Source organism: Acinetobacter sp. ANC_7513 (assembly GCF_056779915.1).
The window spans coordinates 171,317-192,017 of the sequence record NZ_JBWYIW010000002.1; the positions used below are offsets into that span (position 1 = coordinate 171,317).

General features: G+C 39.9%; 21 protein-coding genes. 12 read left to right on the top strand and 9 right to left on the bottom strand.

The window, feature by feature from the left end:
• Nucleotides 1–119: 119 nt before the first annotated feature.
• Both AC1M9B_RS04765 and AC1M9B_RS04770 read left to right on the top strand, forming a co-directional pair.
• Nucleotides 120–1,283 (top strand): methionine aminotransferase, encoded by a 1,164-nt coding sequence (locus tag AC1M9B_RS04765; RefSeq protein WP_481591973.1) that lies wholly within the window; start codon nt 120–122, stop codon nt 1,281–1,283.
• 104 nt (nt 1,284–1,387) lie between these two features.
• On the top strand, nt 1,388–2,755 hold the full coding sequence (locus tag AC1M9B_RS04770) for an MATE family efflux transporter (protein ID WP_481608677.1): 1,368 nt from the start codon (nt 1,388–1,390) through the stop codon (nt 2,753–2,755).
• 51 nt (nt 2,756–2,806) lie between these two features.
• On the opposite strand, the gene AC1M9B_RS04775 is transcribed toward AC1M9B_RS04770, so the two are convergent.
• On the bottom strand, nt 2,807–3,652 hold the full coding sequence (locus tag AC1M9B_RS04775) for an SDR family NAD(P)-dependent oxidoreductase (protein ID WP_035264797.1): 846 nt from the start codon (nt 3,650–3,652) through the stop codon (nt 2,807–2,809).
• 198 nt (nt 3,653–3,850) lie between these two features.
• Here AC1M9B_RS04775 and AC1M9B_RS04780 point away from each other — a divergent pair, with 198 nt between their 5' ends.
• The 3 genes from AC1M9B_RS04780 (at nt 3,851) to phoR (ending at nt 6,848) form a co-directional block, all read left to right on the top strand.
• Nucleotides 3,851–4,537, top strand: a complete 687-nt coding sequence (locus tag AC1M9B_RS04780) for a TetR/AcrR family transcriptional regulator (protein ID WP_035264798.1) — start codon at nt 3,851–3,853, stop codon at nt 4,535–4,537.
• A gap of 228 nt (nt 4,538–4,765) precedes the next feature.
• Nucleotides 4,766–5,476 (top strand): phosphate regulon transcriptional regulator PhoB, encoded by a 711-nt coding sequence (gene phoB / locus AC1M9B_RS04785; protein ID WP_035264799.1) that lies wholly within the window; start codon nt 4,766–4,768, stop codon nt 5,474–5,476.
• 10 nt (nt 5,477–5,486) lie between these two features.
• The gene (gene phoR, locus AC1M9B_RS04790; RefSeq protein WP_481591974.1) at nt 5,487–6,848 is read left to right on the top strand and encodes a phosphate regulon sensor histidine kinase PhoR; all 1,362 of its coding nucleotides are present in this window, start codon (nt 5,487–5,489) and stop codon (nt 6,846–6,848) included.
• 40 nt (nt 6,849–6,888) lie between these two features.
• Here the strand turns inward: phoR and asd are convergent, their stop codons facing one another.
• The 5 genes from asd to AC1M9B_RS04815 all read right to left on the bottom strand — a co-directional run bounded on the left by asd (nt 6,889) and on the right by AC1M9B_RS04815 (nt 12,167).
• The gene (gene asd / locus AC1M9B_RS04795) at nt 6,889–7,737 is read right to left on the bottom strand and encodes an archaetidylserine decarboxylase (protein WP_035264801.1); all 849 of its coding nucleotides are present in this window, start codon (nt 7,735–7,737) and stop codon (nt 6,889–6,891) included.
• Nucleotides 7,734–8,582 carry a sulfurtransferase gene (locus tag AC1M9B_RS04800; RefSeq protein WP_481591975.1) on the bottom strand — a complete coding sequence of 283 codons (849 nt, stop codon included), beginning with the start codon at nt 8,580–8,582 and terminating at the stop codon, nt 7,734–7,736. The genes asd and AC1M9B_RS04800 overlap by 4 nt, the downstream gene beginning before the upstream one ends.
• A 111-nt stretch (nt 8,583–8,693) precedes the next feature.
• Nucleotides 8,694–9,896, bottom strand: coding sequence for a nicotinate phosphoribosyltransferase (gene pncB, locus AC1M9B_RS04805; RefSeq protein WP_481591976.1), 1,203 nt, complete (start codon nt 9,894–9,896; stop codon nt 8,694–8,696).
• 113 nt (nt 9,897–10,009) lie between these two features.
• Nucleotides 10,010–10,513 (bottom strand): ankyrin repeat domain-containing protein, encoded by a 504-nt coding sequence (locus tag AC1M9B_RS04810; protein WP_481608678.1) that lies wholly within the window; start codon nt 10,511–10,513, stop codon nt 10,010–10,012.
• Between the two features lie 139 nt (nt 10,514–10,652).
• On the bottom strand, nt 10,653–12,167 hold the full coding sequence (locus AC1M9B_RS04815; protein WP_481595702.1) for a catalase: 1,515 nt from the start codon (nt 12,165–12,167) through the stop codon (nt 10,653–10,655).
• Between the two features lie 233 nt (nt 12,168–12,400).
• On the opposite strand from AC1M9B_RS04815, the gene dtd reads away from it, so the two are divergent.
• Complete coding sequence (gene dtd, locus AC1M9B_RS04820) at nt 12,401–12,841, top strand: D-aminoacyl-tRNA deacylase (RefSeq protein WP_035264810.1); 441 nt, start codon at nt 12,401–12,403, stop codon at nt 12,839–12,841.
• Between the two features lie 92 nt (nt 12,842–12,933).
• Here the strand turns inward: dtd and AC1M9B_RS04825 are convergent, their stop codons facing one another.
• The 3 genes from AC1M9B_RS04825 to serB form a co-directional block, all read right to left on the bottom strand.
• On the bottom strand, nt 12,934–13,413 hold the full coding sequence (locus tag AC1M9B_RS04825) for an SCP-2 sterol transfer family protein (RefSeq protein ID WP_092766561.1): 480 nt from the start codon (nt 13,411–13,413) through the stop codon (nt 12,934–12,936).
• Between the two features lie 190 nt (nt 13,414–13,603).
• Nucleotides 13,604–13,918: a ciprofloxacin tolerance protein AciT gene (aciT, locus tag AC1M9B_RS04830; protein WP_035264816.1), complete on the bottom strand. Its 315-nt coding sequence runs from the start codon at nt 13,916–13,918 to the stop codon at nt 13,604–13,606.
• 413 nt (nt 13,919–14,331) lie between these two features.
• Nucleotides 14,332–15,552 carry a phosphoserine phosphatase SerB gene (serB, locus tag AC1M9B_RS04835; RefSeq protein ID WP_481608679.1) on the bottom strand — a complete coding sequence of 407 codons (1,221 nt, stop codon included), beginning with the start codon at nt 15,550–15,552 and terminating at the stop codon, nt 14,332–14,334.
• Nucleotides 15,553–15,629: 77 nt separating this feature from the next.
• Here serB and AC1M9B_RS04840 point away from each other — a divergent pair, with 77 nt between their 5' ends.
• The 6 genes from AC1M9B_RS04840 (at nt 15,630) to AC1M9B_RS04865 (ending at nt 20,684) form a co-directional block, all read left to right on the top strand.
• On the top strand, nt 15,630–16,901 hold the full coding sequence (locus AC1M9B_RS04840; protein WP_481608680.1) for a hypothetical protein: 1,272 nt from the start codon (nt 15,630–15,632) through the stop codon (nt 16,899–16,901).
• A gap of 284 nt (nt 16,902–17,185) precedes the next feature.
• Nucleotides 17,186–18,307 (top strand): bifunctional 3,4-dihydroxy-2-butanone-4-phosphate synthase/GTP cyclohydrolase II, encoded by a 1,122-nt coding sequence (gene ribBA, locus AC1M9B_RS04845; RefSeq protein ID WP_035264829.1) that lies wholly within the window; start codon nt 17,186–17,188, stop codon nt 18,305–18,307.
• 24 nt (nt 18,308–18,331) lie between these two features.
• A complete protein-coding gene (ribH, locus tag AC1M9B_RS04850; protein WP_035264832.1) occupies nt 18,332–18,802 on the top strand; it encodes a 6,7-dimethyl-8-ribityllumazine synthase in 471 nt (156 codons plus the stop codon).
• Nucleotides 18,803–18,805: 3 nt separating this feature from the next.
• Entirely contained in the window at nt 18,806–19,255 is a 450-nt protein-coding gene (gene nusB / locus AC1M9B_RS04855) for a transcription antitermination factor NusB (protein WP_035264834.1), read from the top strand.
• A 12-nt stretch (nt 19,256–19,267) separates the two neighbouring features.
• Entirely contained in the window at nt 19,268–20,197 is a 930-nt protein-coding gene (gene thiL / locus AC1M9B_RS04860; RefSeq protein ID WP_481608681.1) for a thiamine-phosphate kinase, read from the top strand.
• Nucleotides 20,198–20,207: 10 nt separating this feature from the next.
• Nucleotides 20,208–20,684 carry a phosphatidylglycerophosphatase A family protein gene (locus tag AC1M9B_RS04865; protein ID WP_081403227.1) on the top strand — a complete coding sequence of 159 codons (477 nt, stop codon included), beginning with the start codon at nt 20,208–20,210 and terminating at the stop codon, nt 20,682–20,684.
• Nucleotides 20,685–20,701 lie beyond the last annotated feature (17 nt).

Sequence of the window (20,701 nt, forward strand, 5' to 3'; positions counted from 1 at the left end):
AATTGAAGATCATTAGAATCTTATGAAAATTAAAACGAATATGTCGCAGATATTTGTATTTAGTGCAGGCATTTCAACTGCTAAACTACGAAGAAACGGGCTAAATATTACTATCCAGCATGATTAAAATTGAATCTAAATTACCAGACTTAGGTGTCACTATTTTTAGCGTGATGTCAGCACTCGCCCAAAAGTTGAACGCGTTAAATCTTTCTCAAGGTTTTCCTGATTTTCCACCTCCTCCTGAATTAATTGCAGCTTTAGCTCAAGCCACACAACAAGGCTATAACCAATATCCACCTGGTGACGGTCTGCTGAGTTTAAGACAAAAAATTGCAGCCCAATTCTGCCAACGAGACCAAGTCGATTTAGACCCGATCAGCGAAATCACCATTACACCTGGTGCAACGACTGCAATTTTGTGTGCGATTCAAGCTGTTGTAAATGCTGGAGATGAAGTAATTATTTTCGATCCTGCTTATGATAGTTATGCACCTGCAGTGAAACTCGCTGGGGCGCAAGCGATCCATATCAACTTGGTACATCCAGACTTCCATGTTGACTGGAATGTGGTGAAAGATCGAATAAATGAACGAACGCGATTAATCATTGTAAATACACCACATAATCCCTCAGGTGCAATTTGGTCCAAGCAAGATTGGCAACAACTGATCGAGTTGATTCAGGATAAAAACATTTGTGTACTATCTGACGAGGTCTATGAATATTTAGTGTTTGATGGTCAACAACATTATTCTGCGCTTAGTTTTCCTGAACTTCGAGATCGTAGTTTTGTGATTGGTTCATTCGGAAAAACGTTTCATGTTACTGGTTGGAAAACTGGATATTGCGTTGCACCTCAGGCACTGATGAAAGTATTTCGTCAAATTTATCAATTTGCCAATTTCTGTGGTGTCCATCCGATTCAAATCGCGCTTAATCAATTCATCGAACAACATCCTGAACATATTTTAGATCTCCCCAATTTTTATCAAGCTAAACGTGACTTATTCATCCATGGAATTCAACATTCAAAATTTCAATATGTGCCGTCACCAGGAACTTATTTTCAAAACTTAGATTTCAGTACACTAAGACCTGAGCTCACAGATATAGAAATGTGCCAATATCTTGCAGAACAACACAAACTGGTAGCGATTCCTATATCAGTGTTTTATCAACAGCCACCTCAAGATCTGAAGCTCATTCGGGTCTGTTTTGCAAAACGAGAGGAAACCTTGCATCTTGCAGGAGAAATTTTAACGAAGGTTCAATCACAATAACGAAAAGAGACGAGACGGATTACTTTATTACTAAAGCAATTTGAATGATAAGGTGCTAAGGTCAATCCGTTGATATAGAAAACAATAATGGATAAGACTTATATATGGCGAGAACCTTACGGCCGATTGATGAACCTGGTTTCTGGAAAGTTTTTTTAGTTTTTTTAGTTCCGCTGATTGCAACCAATATCCTGCAAAATTTATCCGGCACAATTAATACGATCTTCGTCGGGCAAATGATGGGCGTTCAAGCAATTGCTGCTGTTTCCGTCTTCTTCCCTATTTTGTTCTGTCTCTTGGCTTTTGTAATTGGGCTTTCGGCTGGCTCGACGGTATTGGTTGGTCAAGCGTGGGGAGCACAAAATTTAGAAAAAGTAAGAGCGGTTGTCGGCTCTACTATTTTTATGACATTGATCGGCGGGACGATTATTGCCATTTTAGGTGTTCTATCTGCACGCCACATTCTTGAGGCCTTGGGCACAGACCCAAGTGTCATGCATTTATCTTTGCCTTATGTTCAATGGATGTTAGCAGGTAGCCCACTCCTTTTTATTTATATTATTTATACCTCTATCTTACGTGGTGTCGGTGATAGCATTACACCTCTCATCGCTTTGGGAATGACCAGTTTAATTGGGCTCTTTATTACCCCTGTTCTCATCGCTGGATATTTTGGATTTCCTCAATTGGGTATCATTGCACCTGCCATCGCCACGATTGTGGGTTATCTGGCCGTGCTTATTTTTCTGTACGTTTATTTAAATAAAAAAAATCATCCATTACGTCCAGATTTAGCAATGTGTAAACATGTACGCCACAATCCTGAACTGAGCAAAATTATTCTCAGACTTGGCGTTCCTACAGGCATTCAAATGGTCACGACCTCTGTGGCAGGATTAGTCATTGTCGGCTTGGTCAATCGCTATGGTTCAGAAGCAACAGCTGCTTATGGCGCAGTTAATCAGGTTTTGAACTACATCCAATTCCCTGCTCTGTCTATCGCAATTGCTGCCTCTATTTTTGGGGCTCAAGCGATCGGTGCAGGTAAAGCGGATTCTTTATCACGTGTAACTAAAACAGCACTGGGGATGAATTTTGTCTTTACAGGCGGGCTCGTAATCTTGGCTTATTTGTTCTCAAAATATGTCATGGCATTATTTATTACAGATGAAAAAGTCGTGATACTCGGGCAACAATTATTGTTTATTGTGCTGTGGTCAATTTTATTTTTTGGCGCGAGTGCTATTTTCGCCTCAATTATGCGTGCAAGTGGCACTGTGACTATGCCAATGATCATCAATATTGTAGCCATACTCTGTATAGAACTCCCAGCAGCTTATCTATTTAGCGCATGGTGGGGGCTGGCGGGAATCTGGTACGCTTATGCTTTGGCTTTCGTTTGCTTATGTGTGATGCAAGGTTTGTATTATCAATTTGTTTGGAAAAAGAAAACTGTTCAAGTACTGATTTAAATTAGAAATCAAGAAAATAAAAAACCCGCATGACGCGGGTTTTTTTAACGATTATTTAGAATCGAAACGTTTACTCATTTTAGTCGCAAATGCAGTCACTTTTTGATAGCCCGTTGGCATCACACGTTGCATTAAATCAATCACTTTCGCATCGTTACCAATCAGTAAACGACGGCGATCTTTTTGCACTGCTTCTAGAATTTGACGCGCTGCTTCTTCAGGTGGACAACGTAATAATTTATCAAATGTCTGTGCAGATTTCTGTGGATTCATGCCCAAAGATTTTAAACTGTCATTCATTTTTGCAGCTTTCGCAATATTGGTACGAATGCCACCTGGATGTACGCAAAGCGCGCTCACACCCACATTTTCAATATCTAGCTCTTGACGAAGAGATTCAGTGAAACCACGTACAGCAAATTTAGTTGCATTATACGCAGACTGAGTTGGTTGCGCAGTTAAACCGAATAAACTTGAAATGTTGATAATGTGTCCATCACCTGTTTTCTTAATATATGGTAAGAATTCTTTGGTGCCGTACACGACACCCCAGAAGTTAATGTTAACAATCCATTCCAACTCTTCGTATGTTGCGCCTTCAACGGTCGAACCCAATGCCACCCCAGCATTGTTGAAAATCATGTTCACTGAACCATGATTCTGTACAGTTTCAGCCGCCCATGCTTTAACTTCGTCACGATTCGCAACATCTACTTTCTTGGTTGTGACTCGTACATTTGCATTCTTCGTCAGTTCAACTGTTTCTGCTAAGCCCTTTTCATTTACGTCACTTAAAGACAAATGACAACCTTGCTTGGCCAGTAACACCGCAAGTTGTTGACCAATACCAGAACCTGCACCTGTGATTGCAGCCACTTTGTTTTTAAAATTTTTCATTGTGAATCCTTTTTTTGATTTTTATGCACCACAGCGTTGATCTGGGTCATTCATGTTCACTATAATTTTGACAATTATTATTGTCAATGTAACTATCGACCATTTTTATTGTTACTATAGGCCAATTTAGTATCTTTAGCTGATCAGTACTCTATACTGACCGCAGCATAACACTTTTATAAAAAGACTCGAATTGCTATGAACCCAGAGAACCTCACTCCATCAGAACACGAGCAAGCGATTGAAAAGCCTCCCGCAAAAGAGCGTCAATTTAAAGGGATGTCCTTAACTGAACGCAAACAAGCACGCCGTGAGAAACTTATTGAAGCGGGTATTGAAGCATATGGAACTCATGGTTTTTTCTCAGTAACCGTTAAAGATATTTGCACACAAGCGAAATTAACTGAACGTTACTTTTATGAATCTTTTAAGAAAAGTGAAAACTTATTCCAAACGATCTTTTTAGAACTGATTGAGAAGCTTCAACAAACATTAATGCAAGCTATTATGAAAGCCTCTCCTGAGCCTCTCAACATGATTGATGCAGGTCTAAATGCGTTCTTTAGTTTTTTAGAAGATGATCCGCGTACCGCTCGGATTATTTATATTGATGCAATGCTCGTCCAAGAACTTCATAATCATGCAACCATTCAAGAAACAATGGGCCGTTTCGACCGAATGATTCATGCCTTTGTCACATTAATGATGCCACATACCCATCTCACTGAAAAAGAGATCTCCTTGATTGCAACTGGTCTAAATGGCTATGTCACTCAAGTTGCTGTTCGCTGGGTAGTAGGTGGTTTTAAACTTCCACGTGCTGAGGTCGTTCAGGCATGTAAAACCGTTTTTCTCGCCCTATTGAATGATCTAATGAAAAAGTAGCATCAAATTAAGATGAAGAAATTGTGACAAATCGTAAGTAAATTTAAGATATTGATTTAATTTCAGATTAATAAATATCAATGAGACAAAATATCAGCCTAATTGTCACAAAACATTGCTATATTTAACTTCGATTTCCATCTTGCAATGATACTGTCATAATTAATCTTTGTAATAAGCCTGTCATAAATATAAAACGGTTCACCGTTCATCATAGGATATTGCGTTGTGAAAGATGACTACATTTTAATTGTCGACGACGAGCTCCCAATTCGGGAAATGATCCATACTTCTTTAGATATGGCAGGCTTTCAATGCTTGGAAGCAGAAGATGCGAAACAAGCACATCAAATGATTGTTGATCAACGTCCAGCGCTTATCCTACTCGACTGGATGTTACCGGGTGGCGTGAGTGGCGTAGATTTGTGTCGTCGCCTTAAGCGTGATGAAACACTTTCAGAAATTCCAGTCATTATGTTGACTGCGCGTGGCGAAGAAGACCATAAAGTTCAAGGTCTTGATGCTGGTGCAGATGACTATATGACGAAACCATTTTCAACACGTGAGTTGGTATCCCGTATTAAAGCAGTGTTAAGACGTGCAAATGCGTTAAATGGCGAAAAAACCATTGATGCAAATGGCTTAATTCTTGACCCAGTAAGCCAACGTGTCAGCTATAATCAAAATATTCTTGATATGGGGCCAACAGAATATCGTCTATTGGCATTCTTTATGACTCATCCAGAACGTGCCTATACCCGTGCTCAATTACTTGATCAGGTATGGGGTGGAAATGTGTATATTGAAGACAGAACCATCGACGTCCATATCCGTCGCTTACGTAAGGTGCTCGAACCTTATGGTGCAGACCGTTATGTTCAAACTGTGCGTGGTACTGGCTATCGTTTTTCAACACGAGCTGATGTTGCTTTAGGTTAATTTAGATTTTATGTACGAACCCTACCCCGTCCCAGAATTGGCACGTGAACATCAAAAGTTTCTATATAGCAGTTTATGGACTTTTGCCAAGCAAGACTTACGTTTACTGGTATTTCTACTGATTATTGCGGGCTGTATCGGGTTAGGGATTGGCTATCTTTGGATATGCTTAGGCATTGCCTGTCTCATATTTTTTGGTATCCAATTACGCTCATTATATTTAGTCAATGATTGGATTTCGAATCGTCCTTACGATGTACCACCAAATTTAAATGGAATCTGGGGGGCATTACTGTTCAATGTATATCGGGCTCAACGCCAAGAACGTATTGTTCAGTCTGAAATGGTTGGACTGATCGATCGAACTCAATCTTCTCTCGTGGCTTTATCAGAAGCGATTATTCTTACGGATGATTCCCATCAAATCGAATGGTGGAATCCTGCTGCGGAAAAGTTATTTGGCATTCAAGCTGTTGATCGTGGCCGCAACCTGCTCACGATTATTCGCCAGCCAGATTTTATTGAATATTTTCATAATACCAATCAAGCACCAGATGGTGTAAAAATTAAATTGGTGAACCATGATAATAAGTACGCGCAAATCAAACTGACTCGCTTTGGCAATGAAAGTCGCCTCTTAGTTGCGCACGACATTACGCGTATGAAAAATCTCGAGCAAATGCGTTCAGATTTTGTTGACAATATTTCACATGAATTAAGAACACCACTCACAGTGTTAAGTGGGTATATCGAAACATTCACAGATCAAGAAGATATCAATCCGCGTTGGAAACGTGCCTTTGAACAAATGCAATCGCAAACTAAACGCATGAATGCATTGGTCAATGATCTTTTGCTTTTGTCTCGTTTAGAAAATGAAAAACAAATTGCGAAAAATCAAATTATCGAAATGCCAAGTTTAATGAACCATCTGTTTGATGATGCGCAAGCTTACAATATTGATTATGGTCATACACTTAACCTTGATATAGACAGCCACTGTGACTTAATTGGTTCAGATATGGAATTGGCGAGTGCATTTAGCAACTTAATTACCAATGCCATAAAGTACACCCCGAAAGGTGGCACCATCACCATCGGCTGGCATGATGATGGAGAACGTGGCTATTTTTCTGTTCAGGATACTGGTATTGGAATTGATCCAAAACACTTACCGCGTTTAACTGAGCGTTTTTATCGTGTGGATAGTGCACGCAGTCGTCAAACAGGTGGTACTGGTTTAGGCCTTGCCATCGTTAAGCACGTACTTATGCAACATGGCGCACATATTGAAATCGAGTCGAAAGAAAACGAAGGCTCTACATTTATTGCCGTGTTTCCCAAAGAACGCTTGTATAAAATGCACGAATAAAAAAAGCGCCTTAGGCGCTTTTCTTATTCAAAAGATATACTCAAATAAGATGACCCAACGCTTCACCCATTACTACAGTTGAGTTCGCCTTAAATGCTTGGTCCCATTGCATTTTATCTTTCTCAAACAAAACTACAGCCGTTGAACCCAAATAAAAACGTCCGAGCTCATCACCTTTTTCAAGTTTCATCGCATGATGGTTCAGCTCTAAGCGACCTGTTGGTTTTACTTTACCTGTCGCAACAGTTTCAATTCCAGCAACAATCATTGCGCCAACTAAAACAACAGCCATACGACCAATATCAGTATCGAATAAACATACCATTCGTTCATTACGTGCAAACAAACCCGGAATATTTTCAGCTGTAGTTTGGTTGACTGAAAATAATTCACCTGGAATATATAAAGTTTCAGTCAATGTACCAGAATAAGGCATATGCACACGATGATAATCACGCGGTGATAAGTACACTGTTGCAAATTCACCATTTTTGAATGGTGCTGCCAATTGAGGATCACCAATTAACTTTTCAACTGAAAAGCTTTGACCTTTTGCCTGAAAAATATCGCCCTCATTGATTTTACCTAATTGTGAAATTGCACCGTCTGCAGGTGACACGACACTTTTAGGATTAGGATCAATTGAACGAACGCCTGTTTTCAAAGAGCGAGTGAAAAACTCATTAAAGGATTTAAATTTCAAGGCATTTTGTTGCTCAGCAATTGACATATCAATGCCATATTTTGCTTTAAATGCTTGAATGACAACATTCTTTAATACTGGGTTTTCACTGGCTGCGACTTTACCCACCAAACGGCTGAGTTTTTGTTGCGGGACGATTTGCTGCGCTTGAATAAATAGTTTCTTTTTTAAATTTGTCAGACTCACTCAGGTGACTCTCCAGTAATGATTGGACTGTCGAGGCGGTTGCCCCACTCGCTCCACGCACCATCATAAGCTTGGATATCCCAACCCAGTAATCGACCAATAATGTAAGCTAAACCTGAACGGTGATGAGACTGACAATATACGACGACTGGCTGATCAAATTGAAAGCCCAATTGTTCTAAACGTTGTTGCGTGCGTTCTAAGGGGTGCAATTTTAAATGATTTTGACGATTAAGTGCAGTACTCCACTCAAAATGTCTAGCCGTTGGAATATGTCCCCCACGACGTGCCGCGAGACGTTGCCCGGTATACTCCTCAGCCGTTCGGCAGTCCCATACTTGGCAAGTTTTATTTTCAATTTTTTTTATCAAAGTTGAATAATCAATACGGTGTTGATCAACATTGGATATCTTAACTTGAAAAAGACATGTGACTGGCTGAACCTCTTCAACTTCTGAAGAAGTAGGATAGTTGGCGCCTAACCATGCATGAATACCACCATTTAATAAACTGGTGTTATAAAAACCCATACAGTGTAGATTCCATATCAGTCGACCAGCCCATGCCCCACCTTCATCATCATAGACCACGACATGATGCTCAGGTGATATGTTTAATATCTGGACTAGCTGCTGAAGCCCTTCATCATCAGGCAATAAACCCGTAGCTTGTTCCTCTTGGCGCACTAAAAATTTTGGCTTCAGATGTATAGCATGCGGAATATGTAATTGCTCATAGACCGAACTTCGGGTCAAATCAACAATACGTAACTTTTCACTTCCTAAATGAGGAACAAGTTGTTCTGCTTCAATGAGCAGACCGAAATCAAAAGCGTTAGTGGTCATATTTATTGAATAGTTCTATTGGCCTTGTTCAAATCTTAGCACAAGACTTTTTCAAAATTATTCTGATTTTTTGCATGGTATTAGCAAAAAATCAGAAAAGGGAAATTATGATTAAGGAGACTCAACATCAAATACCTGACGCAAATATGCGAGGAAGGTATCATTATCAGTCATCGTTTTTCCTGGACTATCAGAGAGTTTAGCTACCGATTGACCATTGCATTCGACTAACTTTAGAACAATATTCAAAGCAGTTTGTCCCATATCATTGGTGAGGTTAGTACCAATCCCGAAACTGACTTGGAAACGATCTTTAAAATATTGATGCAAATCCCATGCCTTCTCTAAGTTTAGACCATCACTGAAAGTGAGCATTTTAGTTTTGCTGTCAATTTTTAACTTTTTATAATGTGCGTAGGCTTTATCGCCCCACGCATATGGGTCACCACTGTCATGTCGTAGACCATCAAATAGTTTGGCAAAATACAAATCAAAGTCTCTTAGGAATGCATCCATACCAACAACATCTGTCAGTGCAATGCCTAAATCTCCGCGATATTCCTGCACCCAAGTTTCAAGTGCAGCTTTTTGGAAATCACGTAAGCGAACATCAAGTGCTTGGAAAGCTTGTAAAAATTCATGTGCCATCGTACCAATGGGTGTAATACCCAACTGCTTTGCCAATAAAACATTACTGGTGCCACGAAAAATATGTGGTGCAGCCTTATTAAACTCTTCCACCACGTGTTTCTGCCAGTCAAAACTATAGCGACGGCGTGTTCCAAAATCGGAAACAAGAAATGGTGGATCATTCGGTTGTTGACTACTTTCATAGTGTTTCAACAATTCAATTTTAGCTTTAAGACGGCGCTCTCCTTCTGCCAATACCTGCTCATCGCGAATACGACGAAAATAGAGTTCATTGACGATTGCAAGCACGAAAATTTCAAACATCATTGCTTGAACCATAGGTCCTTCGATACGAATATCTAAACGACCTTGATCATCGATACTGGCTTTAATAAAGCGGCGCTTAAGTTGGAATAATTCTAAATAGTCTACAAAATCACTTTTAATAAAGCGTAAACTTCTTAAATATTGTAATTCATCTTCTTTAAATTTGAGCTGACACAGTAAATCTAACTGTTCGTTCAGTTCCTCTAATATATCCACGAGTGGATAGGCTGTATCTTCAAGGTTACGACAACGAAATTGATAGACACTATCCGTTTGAGGAAATTGATGTAATACCACTTGTAACATCGTGAATTTATACAAGTCAGTATCAAGTAAGGATTGAATAATGGCAGACATATTATTTTTCAGTTTTTAGCAACTTATTGCATTAAAGCACATTTTGTTGCGATTCATAGCTCGTTTTAGTAATTGTCGAAGATTATTCGACTAATTACTAAAACTTAAACTGATTATTTTTTTGTATTGTCTTGACTATATGACTCAGTCAAAGCTTTCAATGCTTTATCTTGCCCAATAACTTTTGCGAATTCTTCTGTGGTCTTGTGTCCTGTCTGTTTTGCTTGAGCATCACAATCGACCTGGCGTAATTGTTTGGCAATCGACCATTCAAGCTTAAAGATAGCACCCATCAAAGCTGTATTACCCTTATTATCACGAGCACAGCGGTCTGCGCCGTTTTCCAATAGAGTCCTTACAATATCTTGATGACCATAGTAGGTCGCCATCATTAATGGTGTAAAACCAGCATGGTTTTTAATATTGACTGGAAACCCATGTTTCAAAAATTCATGAATAACTTCTTTGTTTCCTGTTTTCGCTGCTGCAAAAAATAAGTCAATCACTTCTTTCTGATCTGATTGTTGTGAGCTACTGACAGACGTCGTTTGAGCGTGAAGCATTACTGAACTTAAACTCAGTAAAGCGATTAATAAACTATATACAATATTTTTCATTCTTCCCTCACCTGAGTTTAAATTCGATAACGAGTGCCTGTAAAACTCCCCTAGGGTTGCAGGAAAGGAATTGAGTTTTACAGGACTTTTTTGAGGTGACACCTTAGACCCTAATCACCAATTCAAGGACTAATCTTGATTAGTCTTTTAAAGCTGCCGCTTTCGCTTTAACAGTCGCTAAGTTACCGTTTACAGCTTTAGTCATACGTGTGCCGTAATCCGCATCTGCTTTATAGAAATAAGACAACATGATGTGTTTAGTTTCTGAATCTTTTACGTTACCAAGATCAGCTGCTAAGTTCATAATGAGGTCAGATTTCTCTTTAGCAGAGTATGAACGGTATAAATCACCCGCTTGCTTAAAGTTTTGCTCTTTCACACCACGTTGCTGAACTGTGCCAGAAAGTGGAGTTTCAACAGCACGTGCTTTAGGAGTCGATGGTTTTGGCTCCATACGGCTTGGTTCATAGTTCACATTAGATGAAGTTGCACCAACATTCATATAACCGTCTTGGTTATTGTTGTTCACATTTACCAATGGACGGTTTACTGGAATTTGCTGGTGATTTGCACCCAAACGGTACATTTGTGTATCAGAGTAAGAGAAGATACGACCTTGTAACAGACGGTCTTCTGATGGCTCGATACCTGGTACTAAGTTACCCGGAGCCATTGCCACTTGTTCCGTTTCTTGGAAGAAGTTTTTAGGCATACGGTTAAGCGTTAACGTACCTACTTTTGTTTCTGGTACTAAATCAGTAGGCCAGATTTTAGTTGGATCAAGTGGATCGAAATCGAAGCTATTCAAATCTTTAGGATCCAACACTTGGATATAAAGATCCCATTTCGGGAAATTACCCGCATTGATGTTCTTATAAAGATCATTCGTTAAGTGGTTGAAGTCTTTACCTTGTAATTCAGCAGCTTCTTTAACGTTTAGACCTTTAACACCTTGCTTAGAACGGAAGTTAAATTTAACGTATTTATATTCGCCTTTGTCGTTGTACAATTTAAATGCATGTACACCGAAACCGTCTTGTTCACGGTAGCTCGTAGGAACACCTTGGTTACCATATACATAAGTCAACATATTTGTTGCCCATGGCTGGCTAGACAAGAAGTCAAATACGCGATTAGCGTCTTGAACGTTGTCAATTGGGCTTGGTTTCATTGCGTGGATGAAGTCTGGGAACTTGATCGCATCACGAATGAAGAATACAGGCGTTTGGTTACCAACTAAATCCCAGTTACCTTCTTGAGTATAAAACTTAATTGCGAAGCCATGTGGGTCACGTAAAGTTTCTGGAGAATGCTTACCATGAATTACTGTAGAGAAGCGTAAGAATACTGGAGTTTTCGTACCTGCTTTGAAAAGTGAAGCAATAGTAAGATCTGATAAATCTTTAGTTGCAACGAATTCACCATAAGCTCCCGTACCACGTGCGTGTACAACACGCTCAGGGATACGCTCACGACCGAAACGTTGAAGTTTTTGAATCAACTGTACATCTTGTAATAATACAGAACCATTTGGACCTGCAGTGATTGAGTTTTGGTTATCACCCACTGGTGCGCCGTTATCTTTTGTTAATGGTGCAGCTGATGCTGCTGTCGCAGTTGCAAGCATTGCAACCAACATTGAACGCTTAAACATCGTTTTCTCTCTCAAATTTACCTTTCCTGCACGCGTAAATTACCTTCTTTAACAAAATTGGTAAAAAAGTTAATTTTTATTATTTCAATCGCTTTATTAGATCAAAAGTATATACTCCGATTAATTATTTTTTTATCAATGACTTATGAGGATTGATGACGACTTTATCCCTTTTCTTTTTTCCAATTTGATACAATTCATTTGAATTAAAAAACATCAAACTTGGTTGAATTATGCGTGCTTTACTCCAACGCGTCCTTGAAGCGAAAGTCGTTGTGGATGGTGAGATTACTGGTCAAATCGAAAAAGGGATTTTAGTTTTTATTGGTATTGGCAAAGAAGATAACTTTGAAAAAGGTAAGAAGCTCATCGATAAGATTTTAAAATACCGTTTTTTTGATGATGACCAAGGAAAAATGGGTTGGAATCTTAGCCAAGCCGGAGGCGGATTATTATTAGTCTCGCAATTTACCCTGATGGCACAAACCCAAAAAGGTTTGCGTCCTGACTTCGGCCCTGCAATGCCGCCTCTCGAAGCAAAAGAACTGTATGAACAGTTAGTGGAATACGCAAAATCTCAGTTTGAACATGTACAAACAGGAATCTTTGCAGCGGATATGAAAGTGCATCTCATCAATGATGGTCCGGTAACCTTTAATCTTGAAGTTGAATGACAAAAAAAGCCCTCTGATGAGGGCTTTTTTTCTTGCATTTAAATACTCATCTCTAGAATCAAAACGAGAAAAGTCCGTATTTAGGTGCTGTATTACTTACCTGTCTTTTCTTTAATAAATTGACGAGCAAATTGTATTTTTTCTTTTACAGGTTTAGGAATTTTTGGTGGAATTAATTTAGCGACTTGGTTAAACCATACCAATAAGCTGAAATCACCTTCCATTTTAATACTGCCATTTTGCATACCCGTCATGAATGCAGTTGGATCACCTTTCATCAGGGTTTTAACACCTTGCTCGCTATCAGCAAACTGAAGTACGAAATCTGCTTTCTCTGCATCACCTGAAACAGAATCAATCTGGCCATTGTTGACTAAAATCTGACGTGCAACACCTAGATCTGTACCAATTTGAATACGGAACTGACGATCATGAATTAACTCAATAAATTTTGGACTCGTACGTGACAATTGTTTCATACGCAACGCCAAACCTAACACCAAAAGGTCTAGTGGATCTGTGCTTGCATCAACGATAGGTAGTTTCACAACAGGTATTGAAGATAGTTTCATGACAATTTAAGTCCGTTTTTTTAATATCAAAAATAATTGATTCATCCTAGCATATCTTATAAGTAAGGAAATGCAGCTTTGTTTAACAAAACGTATAGGCAAAAAAAAGGTATATCATTTTGATACACCTTTAAATATAAAATTGTTACTACGCAGTTTTGGTCTACATATCATTTGTCATGAGTAGGATTTAATCGTCCTCATATACAGGAGTATGTTCAATATAACGACGATTTTCTAAAGCCTTTTGCGCACGACTATCTTCGCGAAGTAAGAAAGCCGTTAAAGCCACCATGGCTAAGCTAATCGCTGTTAAATAACTATATGCCAAGGACATGTCAAAGACGTGTTGGACACTATAACGAATACCTTCAAGTAAACCCCAGAAGACCATACCCGCCAACATAAACCCTAGCCAATGACGATAAGGTGAAAAGAATACGGCCGCCAATGCTACAGCGATCAGAGCAAATCCGAGTATCGTTGCAAAAGTTAAAGTGACCATAAAAATCTCCGTCAAAATTTAGATGTTTCAAATACTGCCTAATGGTGTTTCACAACAAATTAAATAACGCTTCACTTTCTTCAATGGTCTTGTTGGCGTCTATGAAAGCATTATGGTGAGTTTTTTTCAGAAAAAAAGACCTGATGCTTTTGTAAGCGACACATATTGTCGCAACATTCTTTTGTCATTACATTTTTTAAGATTAGACATTTTTCATAGAGTCAGAATCAGTCAAACTTGGCGTGTCATTACAAAAAAATACCTCGTAATTTTTTGTCAAAAACATCTTTTTTTCGATGATGACCATCTGTTTTTTCGTCTGAACTTAGCTGATTAAAATTTGTCTAAGAATGATTCACTTAGATAAAAAAAAGCGACCATTTGGTCGCCTTTTTAATAAGCTTTTTTTGATTTTAAGCTCGACTTAAATCTTTATCATGTACACCTAACAGGTACAGAACACCATCCAAACCAACACTTGAGATGGCTTGATTTGCATTTTGACGCACCAATGGTTTAGCTCGGAATGCAACGCCCAAGCCCGCTATAGAGAGCATTGGCAAATCATTCGCACCATCACCTACTGCAATCGTTTGCTCAAGTGAAATGCCCATTTCATCCGCAATTTGGCCTAATAAAAATGCTTTACGAGCGCCATCCACAATATGCCCTTTAACTTCGCCAGTGACCTGTCCATCTTGAACATCCAAGATATTGGCATGAACTTCATCAATCCCAAGTTTTGCTTGTAAATATTCAGCGAAGTATTGGAAGCCACCAGATAAAATAGCCGTACGATAACCCAAAGATTTCAGGGTTGAAATAAGACGTTCTGCACCTTCAGTAATCGTTAAACGTTCTGCAATTTTAGGCAATACAGAAGCATCCATACCTTTCAGTAGCGCCACACGCGCACGGAAACTGCTCTGAAAGTCCAGCTCACCTTGCATAGCACGCTCAGTAATTTCTGCGACTTGTGCACCGACACCTGCTTCAATTGCCAGCTCATCAATCACTTCTTGTTCGATCAGGGTTGAGTCCATATCAAAACAAACTAAACGACGATTACGACGGTACGGCGTGTCTTCTTGTACTGCAACATCGACACTTAATTCATTTGATAAACTTAAACATGCCGCTCGCATCGCTGCAGCATCTAACATCTGACCGCTCAAACCAAATTGCACACAAGCACGTTTTGGTTCATTTTCAAAATGATTTAACGTTGGTCGTCCAGACAAACGGGTGACTGTTTCAATATTAAACCCTTGACTTGAAACAATATTAGTCACTGCTTGCAAATGTGCTGCAGTAAGTTCAGGTGCCAATGCCGTCACGATATATCGTGTACGTCCACCCTCTTTCACCCATTGCTCATAATCTTCTGAATCGATCGGTTTAAAGCGCACAGTAAGACCAATATCGTGTGCTAAAATCAGAATATCTTTCATGGCCAAAGCCGTTGCTGTCTGGTCTTCGGAAGCAACCACGATGCCGAGAGTCAATTGGTTATGGATAACTGCTTGTCCTACATCTAAAATTTGCAAAGAATGTACGGACAACACCTGCATCAATCGAGTAAACTGATTCGGTTGGTCAGGTCCTAAAAATGAAATAAGAATGATTTCTCGCATGAATTGACTCGGGTCTGAGCTACGAATATTGTAAGAATCATAATCGAAATTGAATTAATTTTCTTTGGAAGTTTACGTTGAATGCGCCTAGACAAGGGCTATTTGCTAGCCTGCTGATTGTAAGTTTTGCCTTGCATACCTTTTTATTGGTTATTGCAACGACACATCAATTAAATGAAAACCGTGCAAGCCAAGGTTTGCTAATGACGACTCAACTGGTCGCAGATAGCTTAACTGAACTTGAACCTGCCAATACTGTATCTCTTGCATTATTAGCCAACCGCTATGCAACGAATCCAAGTGTTGCATATATACGTATTCTTGGCACAGGAGATCAAGTTCTCGCGACTGCAGGCTTGTCTAAGACGCGTCAGGGTGAAATCTTCGTTCGAGATGCACTACAAAATGAAAAGAAAATTGGCAGTGTGGAAATCACATTGGTTAAACCAAGTATCGGTGAAATATTAAGAACACAATGGCTGGCGATCCTCTCGTCACTCTTTATTCATGGCTTATTATGGTTGGCTTATCGTGCCATTGCTCGCCCTACGCGTAGCGAATATCTTGCGAGATTAAATAATGAGTCCCGTTTACGTCATGAGATCAAACTGCTCACTGAAGCATTAGAACTGGAAAAGAGTCAGCCTAAACAACCTCATACGCCAGAACAAAATAAAGAACAAGCTGCAATTACGCCAAAAGTACCGACTCTGCAGTTAAATCAGGATGCTTTATCACTGAATATCCAATTTTATGATCCGAAACAATTAATTAATACGGTCAACAAATCTGTCTCTTTACCTTATTTTAATTTATGTCAAATTTTCTTAAATAAGAGTATCGAACTGTGTACAGCGCATTATCATTTGAATGTTGATGATATCGTTGTGAATCGTAGTTTTGATCAACAAGGCGCTGTCATCAGTATTTCTTCACTCAAGAATAACTCGATTGCTTGCATCTTAATGATTGGTTCGGTGTTTCAATTATTGTCAGAAGTACTCTATAAACGTTACCGTGAGGATAAACGGTTCGTATTGCAAACACGTTGTGCTGTAACCGCACCAGTGGAGGCAATGCAACTCGATTCAGTACAAGCGGCGGAAAGACTCACACATCACCTGATTGCGAAAGAAATGGCGCTATATTTGACCCACGATCAGTTAAAGCATATTGGTGAATGCTATCAATTGGTTCCGATGCCAAATCCAACCAGTGTGTTAACACGTCACGCTTTCATGATTAATGGTATGAACGAAGCCTGTGCCGAACTCGCACAAAATATCCGTACTGAGATTTTGAAAGGCAAAGCACAAAGCTCCTTGACGGATCGTACAATCAGCTCTTAATTAGATTAAATTTTAATAAGTAAACCAGGTTTGATGCTAAGTTAAATCTGGTTTTTCTTTTTAAAAGCTCACAGTCGTGAAAAGTTAGACTAAGCGTCTAGTTTGTATACAAAATTGCTCTTTTGGTAATTTTATCTCTCTTTTCAATGTGCTATGAAGGTGTATGTTGGACTGTGTTGAATGGTACAGTCATAAGCATAGGCAAACTGACTAAAAAAGCGTTAGACTATGGCGCAACAAATTTATTCAAATGTCAGAATGACATAACAAAAAGGTGAAGGTTGATGTCGCTCAATACTGTAGAAGAACTTGTAGCAGATATCCGTGCAGGAAAAATGGTCATCCTGATGGATGATGAAGATCGTGAAAATGAAGGCGACCTCGTTATTGCTGCAACGCACGTACGACCTGAAGACATTAATTTCATGATCACGCATGCTCGTGGCTTGGTTTGCTTAACGTTAAGTCGTGAACGCTGCAAACAATTAAATTTACCGTTAATGGTTGATGCGAATGGCGCTCAACACGGGACAAACTTCACGCTTTCTATTGAGGCTGCAAACGGCATTTCTACAGGTATTTCTCCAGCAGAACGTGCGCACACGATTCAAACAGCAGTTGCGGCACATGCAAAACCAGCAGATATCGTTCAGCCAGGCCATATTTTTCCACTCATGGCACAACCAGGTGGTGTGCTCCATCGTGCAGGTCATACCGAAGCAGGTTGTGATTTAGCTCGTCTTGCAGGTCTTGAACCAGCTTCTGTGATTTGTGAAATTATCAATGAAGACGGGACTATGGCCCGTCGTGCTGACCTTGAAATTTTTGCTGAAAAACACGGTCTAAAAATTGGTACAATTGCTGATCTTATTCACTACCGTATGACCAATGAACAAACGGTAGAGCGTTTGGATCAACAAAAACTCGATACAGAGTATGGTACTTTTGATCTTTACCGTTATCGTGAAGTCGGGAATCCTGATATTCATTTGGCATTGGTTAAAGGTCAACCTGAAGAGGGTGTGACGACTGTTCGCGTTCATGGCTTCAATCCGGCGCGAGACTTATTAAAGCTTAATAAGCAAGATGGTGAAGCAGCTTGGAATTTAGATCGTGCTTTAAAAGAAATTGCTCAAAGCGATCGTGGTGTCTTGGTATGGATTGGACAACGTCAGCCGTCTGATTTAGGTCCAGCATTAGAAGCATTAACTGCGCCAAAACCAGCCAAGTCAAATGCTGCCTTATCGCAGCAATACCAAACCATTGGTGTGGGTGCACAAATTTTACGTGATTTAGGCGTACAGAAAATGAAGCTCCTGAGCTCACCTTTACGCTTCAATGCATTGTCTGGCTTTAATTTAGAAGTGGTCGAATACATCACAGCTGATCAGAGCTCTCATTCATAACTCTTATTAAATATCGAGGTTGCTATGGCGATTCGCCGTATTGAAGGTTTATTACATCTCGCGAGCGAAGATCGTTACGCGATTCTAGTTGGTCGTTTTAACAGCTTTGTTGTTGAACATTTATTAGAAGGTGCAATTGATACATTGCATCGACATGGTGTTAAAGACGATAATATCACTGTCGTTCACGCGCCAGGCGCTTGGGAACTTCCGGTTGTGGCGAAAAAACTCGCAAATTCTGGTAAGTTTGATGCGGTAATTGCACTTGGTGCAGTTATTCGCGGTAGCACTCCTCACTTTGACTTTGTTGCTGGTGAATGTGCAAAAGGCCTTGGTGTTGTTGGTTTAGAAGCTGGTTTACCTGTAATCAATGGCGTATTGACTACAGACAGCATTGAACAAGCCATCGAGCGTTCAGGTACAAAAGCAGGTAATAAAGGTGGTGAAGCTGCCTTGACTGCAATTGAAATGGTTAACTTGCTAAAGGCGATCTAAAGCATGTCGCAGACACTCCAAGCTACTTATGCAGCTAAACGCAAAGCACGTCGTTTTGCTGTACAAGGGATTTATGAATGGCAAATGAGCCACAACCCTGTGCATGAAATTGAAGCACGTACACGTGCTGAAAATGCCATGCATAAAGTGGATCTCAGCTATTATCACGAGTTGCTCACACAAGTGATTGCAAATCATGAAGCATTGGATGCGTTATTAATTCCAGTACTAGATCGTGAGATCTCGGCACTGGACGGCGTTGAATTAGCTACTTTGCGTCTTGGCGCGTATGAATTGAAAGAGCATCTTGAAATTCCATATCGCGTCGTTCTCGATGAAGCAATTGAATTGGCTAAACACTTCGGCGGTGCAGATAGTCACAAATACATCAATGGTGTATTAGACCGTTTGGCACAAAGCCTACGTGAAGCAGAAAAGCAACAAGCAAAATAAGTTGTTGTTGAAATGGCTGAGTTTTCTATTATTGATACCTATTTCAATCGACCGAGTTATTCTTCAGTCGATCTAGGTGTCGGTGATGACTCAGCCCTGCTCACCCCTCCTCCACAGCAACAATTGGTCATTTGTGCCGATACCCTCGTTGCTGGTCGACATTTCCCCATCGATACAGATCCCCATGCGATTGGATGGAAATCTGTAGCTGTGAATCTTTCAGACATTGCAGCCATGGGTGCAAAACCTCAAAGCATTCTCTTGGCATTGAGCCTACCCCAAATTGATCATGATTGGCTAAAAGGGTTTAGTCAGGGTTTGTATGATTGTTGCGATCAATTTGGGATAAGTTTAATTGGCGGCGACACAACGCAAAGCCCACATCTCACATTATCAGTTACCGCTCTAGGCTGGGTGGATATTGGAAAAGCCGTGCCACGCTCTGGTGCTCAAGCAGGTGATTTAATTTGTGTATCAGGCACTGTCGGTGATGCTGCATTCGGATTAAAATATCCCGATCATGCTTTAAAAAAACGTCTCGATTATCCCACTCCACGTTGTGAACTCGGTCAAGCGCTTAAAGGGTTGGCGCATAGTATGATTGACGTATCCGATGGTTTGGCACAAGATCTAGGACATATTCTCAAAGCATCACATGTAGGTGCCGACTTACACTTAGATCAACTTCCACTTAGTCCTGCCTTACAAGCATTGCCCAATCAGCAAAAATGGCAATTGGCTTTAGCAGGTGGCGATGATTATGAATTGTGTTTTACGATTCCTTCATCTGCCTTAGATGAGTTAAAAGCTCAACACTGCGATACACCAATCACGGTGATTGGTGTCGTAAAAGAGACTCAGCTATTAGATTTTTATCATTATCAACAACCACAAGAACTAGAATTACAGGGATATCAGCACTTTGCAAAAACAACCAATTAATTTTAAAACGATGACTTGGTCTGAACGTTTCATTGTTTTTTGTGGCGTTGGATTCGGTTCTGGTTTAGCGCCAAAAGCACCTGGTACTTTTGGTTCAGCTTTTGCCTTGTTGTTTATCCCTGCTTTCATGGCAATAGGTTTTTTGTATAGCACGATTGCCATAATCGTTATGTCATTGATTGGGATATATATTTGTGGAAGAGCCGCTGATATAATGCGCGTCCATGATGACGGACGAATTGTGTGGGATGAATTTGCGGGTCAATCGATCACGTTTCTCCCTTTAATCTACCTAGGTCTGATGAATTGGGTATGGCTTTTTATTGGTTTTGCACTTTTCCGTCTCTTTGATGTTTGGAAACCTTGGCCGATTCGCGTCATTGATCGTCAAGTCGACGGTGGTTTCGGCATTATGCTTGATGACCTGATCGCAGGTTTGTGGGCAGCACTTTGTATTATAATTTATCTCTATATTGATATGGCTTAAGCCAAGCTCCAAAGAAA

Coding starts and splice junctions, on each gene's coding strand:
- AC1M9B_RS04765 (WP_481591973.1), top strand. CDS start 120: ATGATTAAAATTGAATCTAAATTACCAGACTTAGGTGTCACTATTTTT.
- AC1M9B_RS04770 (WP_481608677.1), top strand. CDS start 1,388: ATGGCGAGAACCTTACGGCCGATTGATGAACCTGGTTTCTGGAAAGTT.
- AC1M9B_RS04775 (WP_035264797.1), bottom strand. CDS start 3,652: ATGAAAAATTTTAAAAACAAAGTGGCTGCAATCACAGGTGCAGGTTCT.
- AC1M9B_RS04780 (WP_035264798.1), top strand. CDS start 3,851: ATGAACCCAGAGAACCTCACTCCATCAGAACACGAGCAAGCGATTGAA.
- phoR (WP_481591974.1), top strand. CDS start 5,487: ATGTACGAACCCTACCCCGTCCCAGAATTGGCACGTGAACATCAAAAG.
- AC1M9B_RS04800 (WP_481591975.1), bottom strand. CDS start 8,582: ATGACCACTAACGCTTTTGATTTCGGTCTGCTCATTGAAGCAGAACAA.
- pncB (WP_481591976.1), bottom strand. CDS start 9,896: ATGTCTGCCATTATTCAATCCTTACTTGATACTGACTTGTATAAATTC.
- AC1M9B_RS04810 (WP_481608678.1), bottom strand. CDS start 10,513: ATGAAAAATATTGTATATAGTTTATTAATCGCTTTACTGAGTTTAAGT.
- AC1M9B_RS04815 (WP_481595702.1), bottom strand. CDS start 12,167: ATGTTTAAGCGTTCAATGTTGGTTGCAATGCTTGCAACTGCGACAGCA.
- dtd (WP_035264810.1), top strand. CDS start 12,401: ATGCGTGCTTTACTCCAACGCGTCCTTGAAGCGAAAGTCGTTGTGGAT.
- AC1M9B_RS04825 (WP_092766561.1), bottom strand. CDS start 13,413: ATGAAACTATCTTCAATACCTGTTGTGAAACTACCTATCGTTGATGCA.
- aciT (WP_035264816.1), bottom strand. CDS start 13,918: ATGGTCACTTTAACTTTTGCAACGATACTCGGATTTGCTCTGATCGCT.
- serB (WP_481608679.1), bottom strand. CDS start 15,552: ATGCGAGAAATCATTCTTATTTCATTTTTAGGACCTGACCAACCGAAT.
- ribBA (WP_035264829.1), top strand. CDS start 17,186: ATGTCGCTCAATACTGTAGAAGAACTTGTAGCAGATATCCGTGCAGGA.
- ribH (WP_035264832.1), top strand. CDS start 18,332: ATGGCGATTCGCCGTATTGAAGGTTTATTACATCTCGCGAGCGAAGAT.
- nusB (WP_035264834.1), top strand. CDS start 18,806: ATGTCGCAGACACTCCAAGCTACTTATGCAGCTAAACGCAAAGCACGT.
- thiL (WP_481608681.1), top strand. CDS start 19,268: ATGGCTGAGTTTTCTATTATTGATACCTATTTCAATCGACCGAGTTAT.
- AC1M9B_RS04865 (WP_081403227.1), top strand. CDS start 20,208: ATGACTTGGTCTGAACGTTTCATTGTTTTTTGTGGCGTTGGATTCGGT.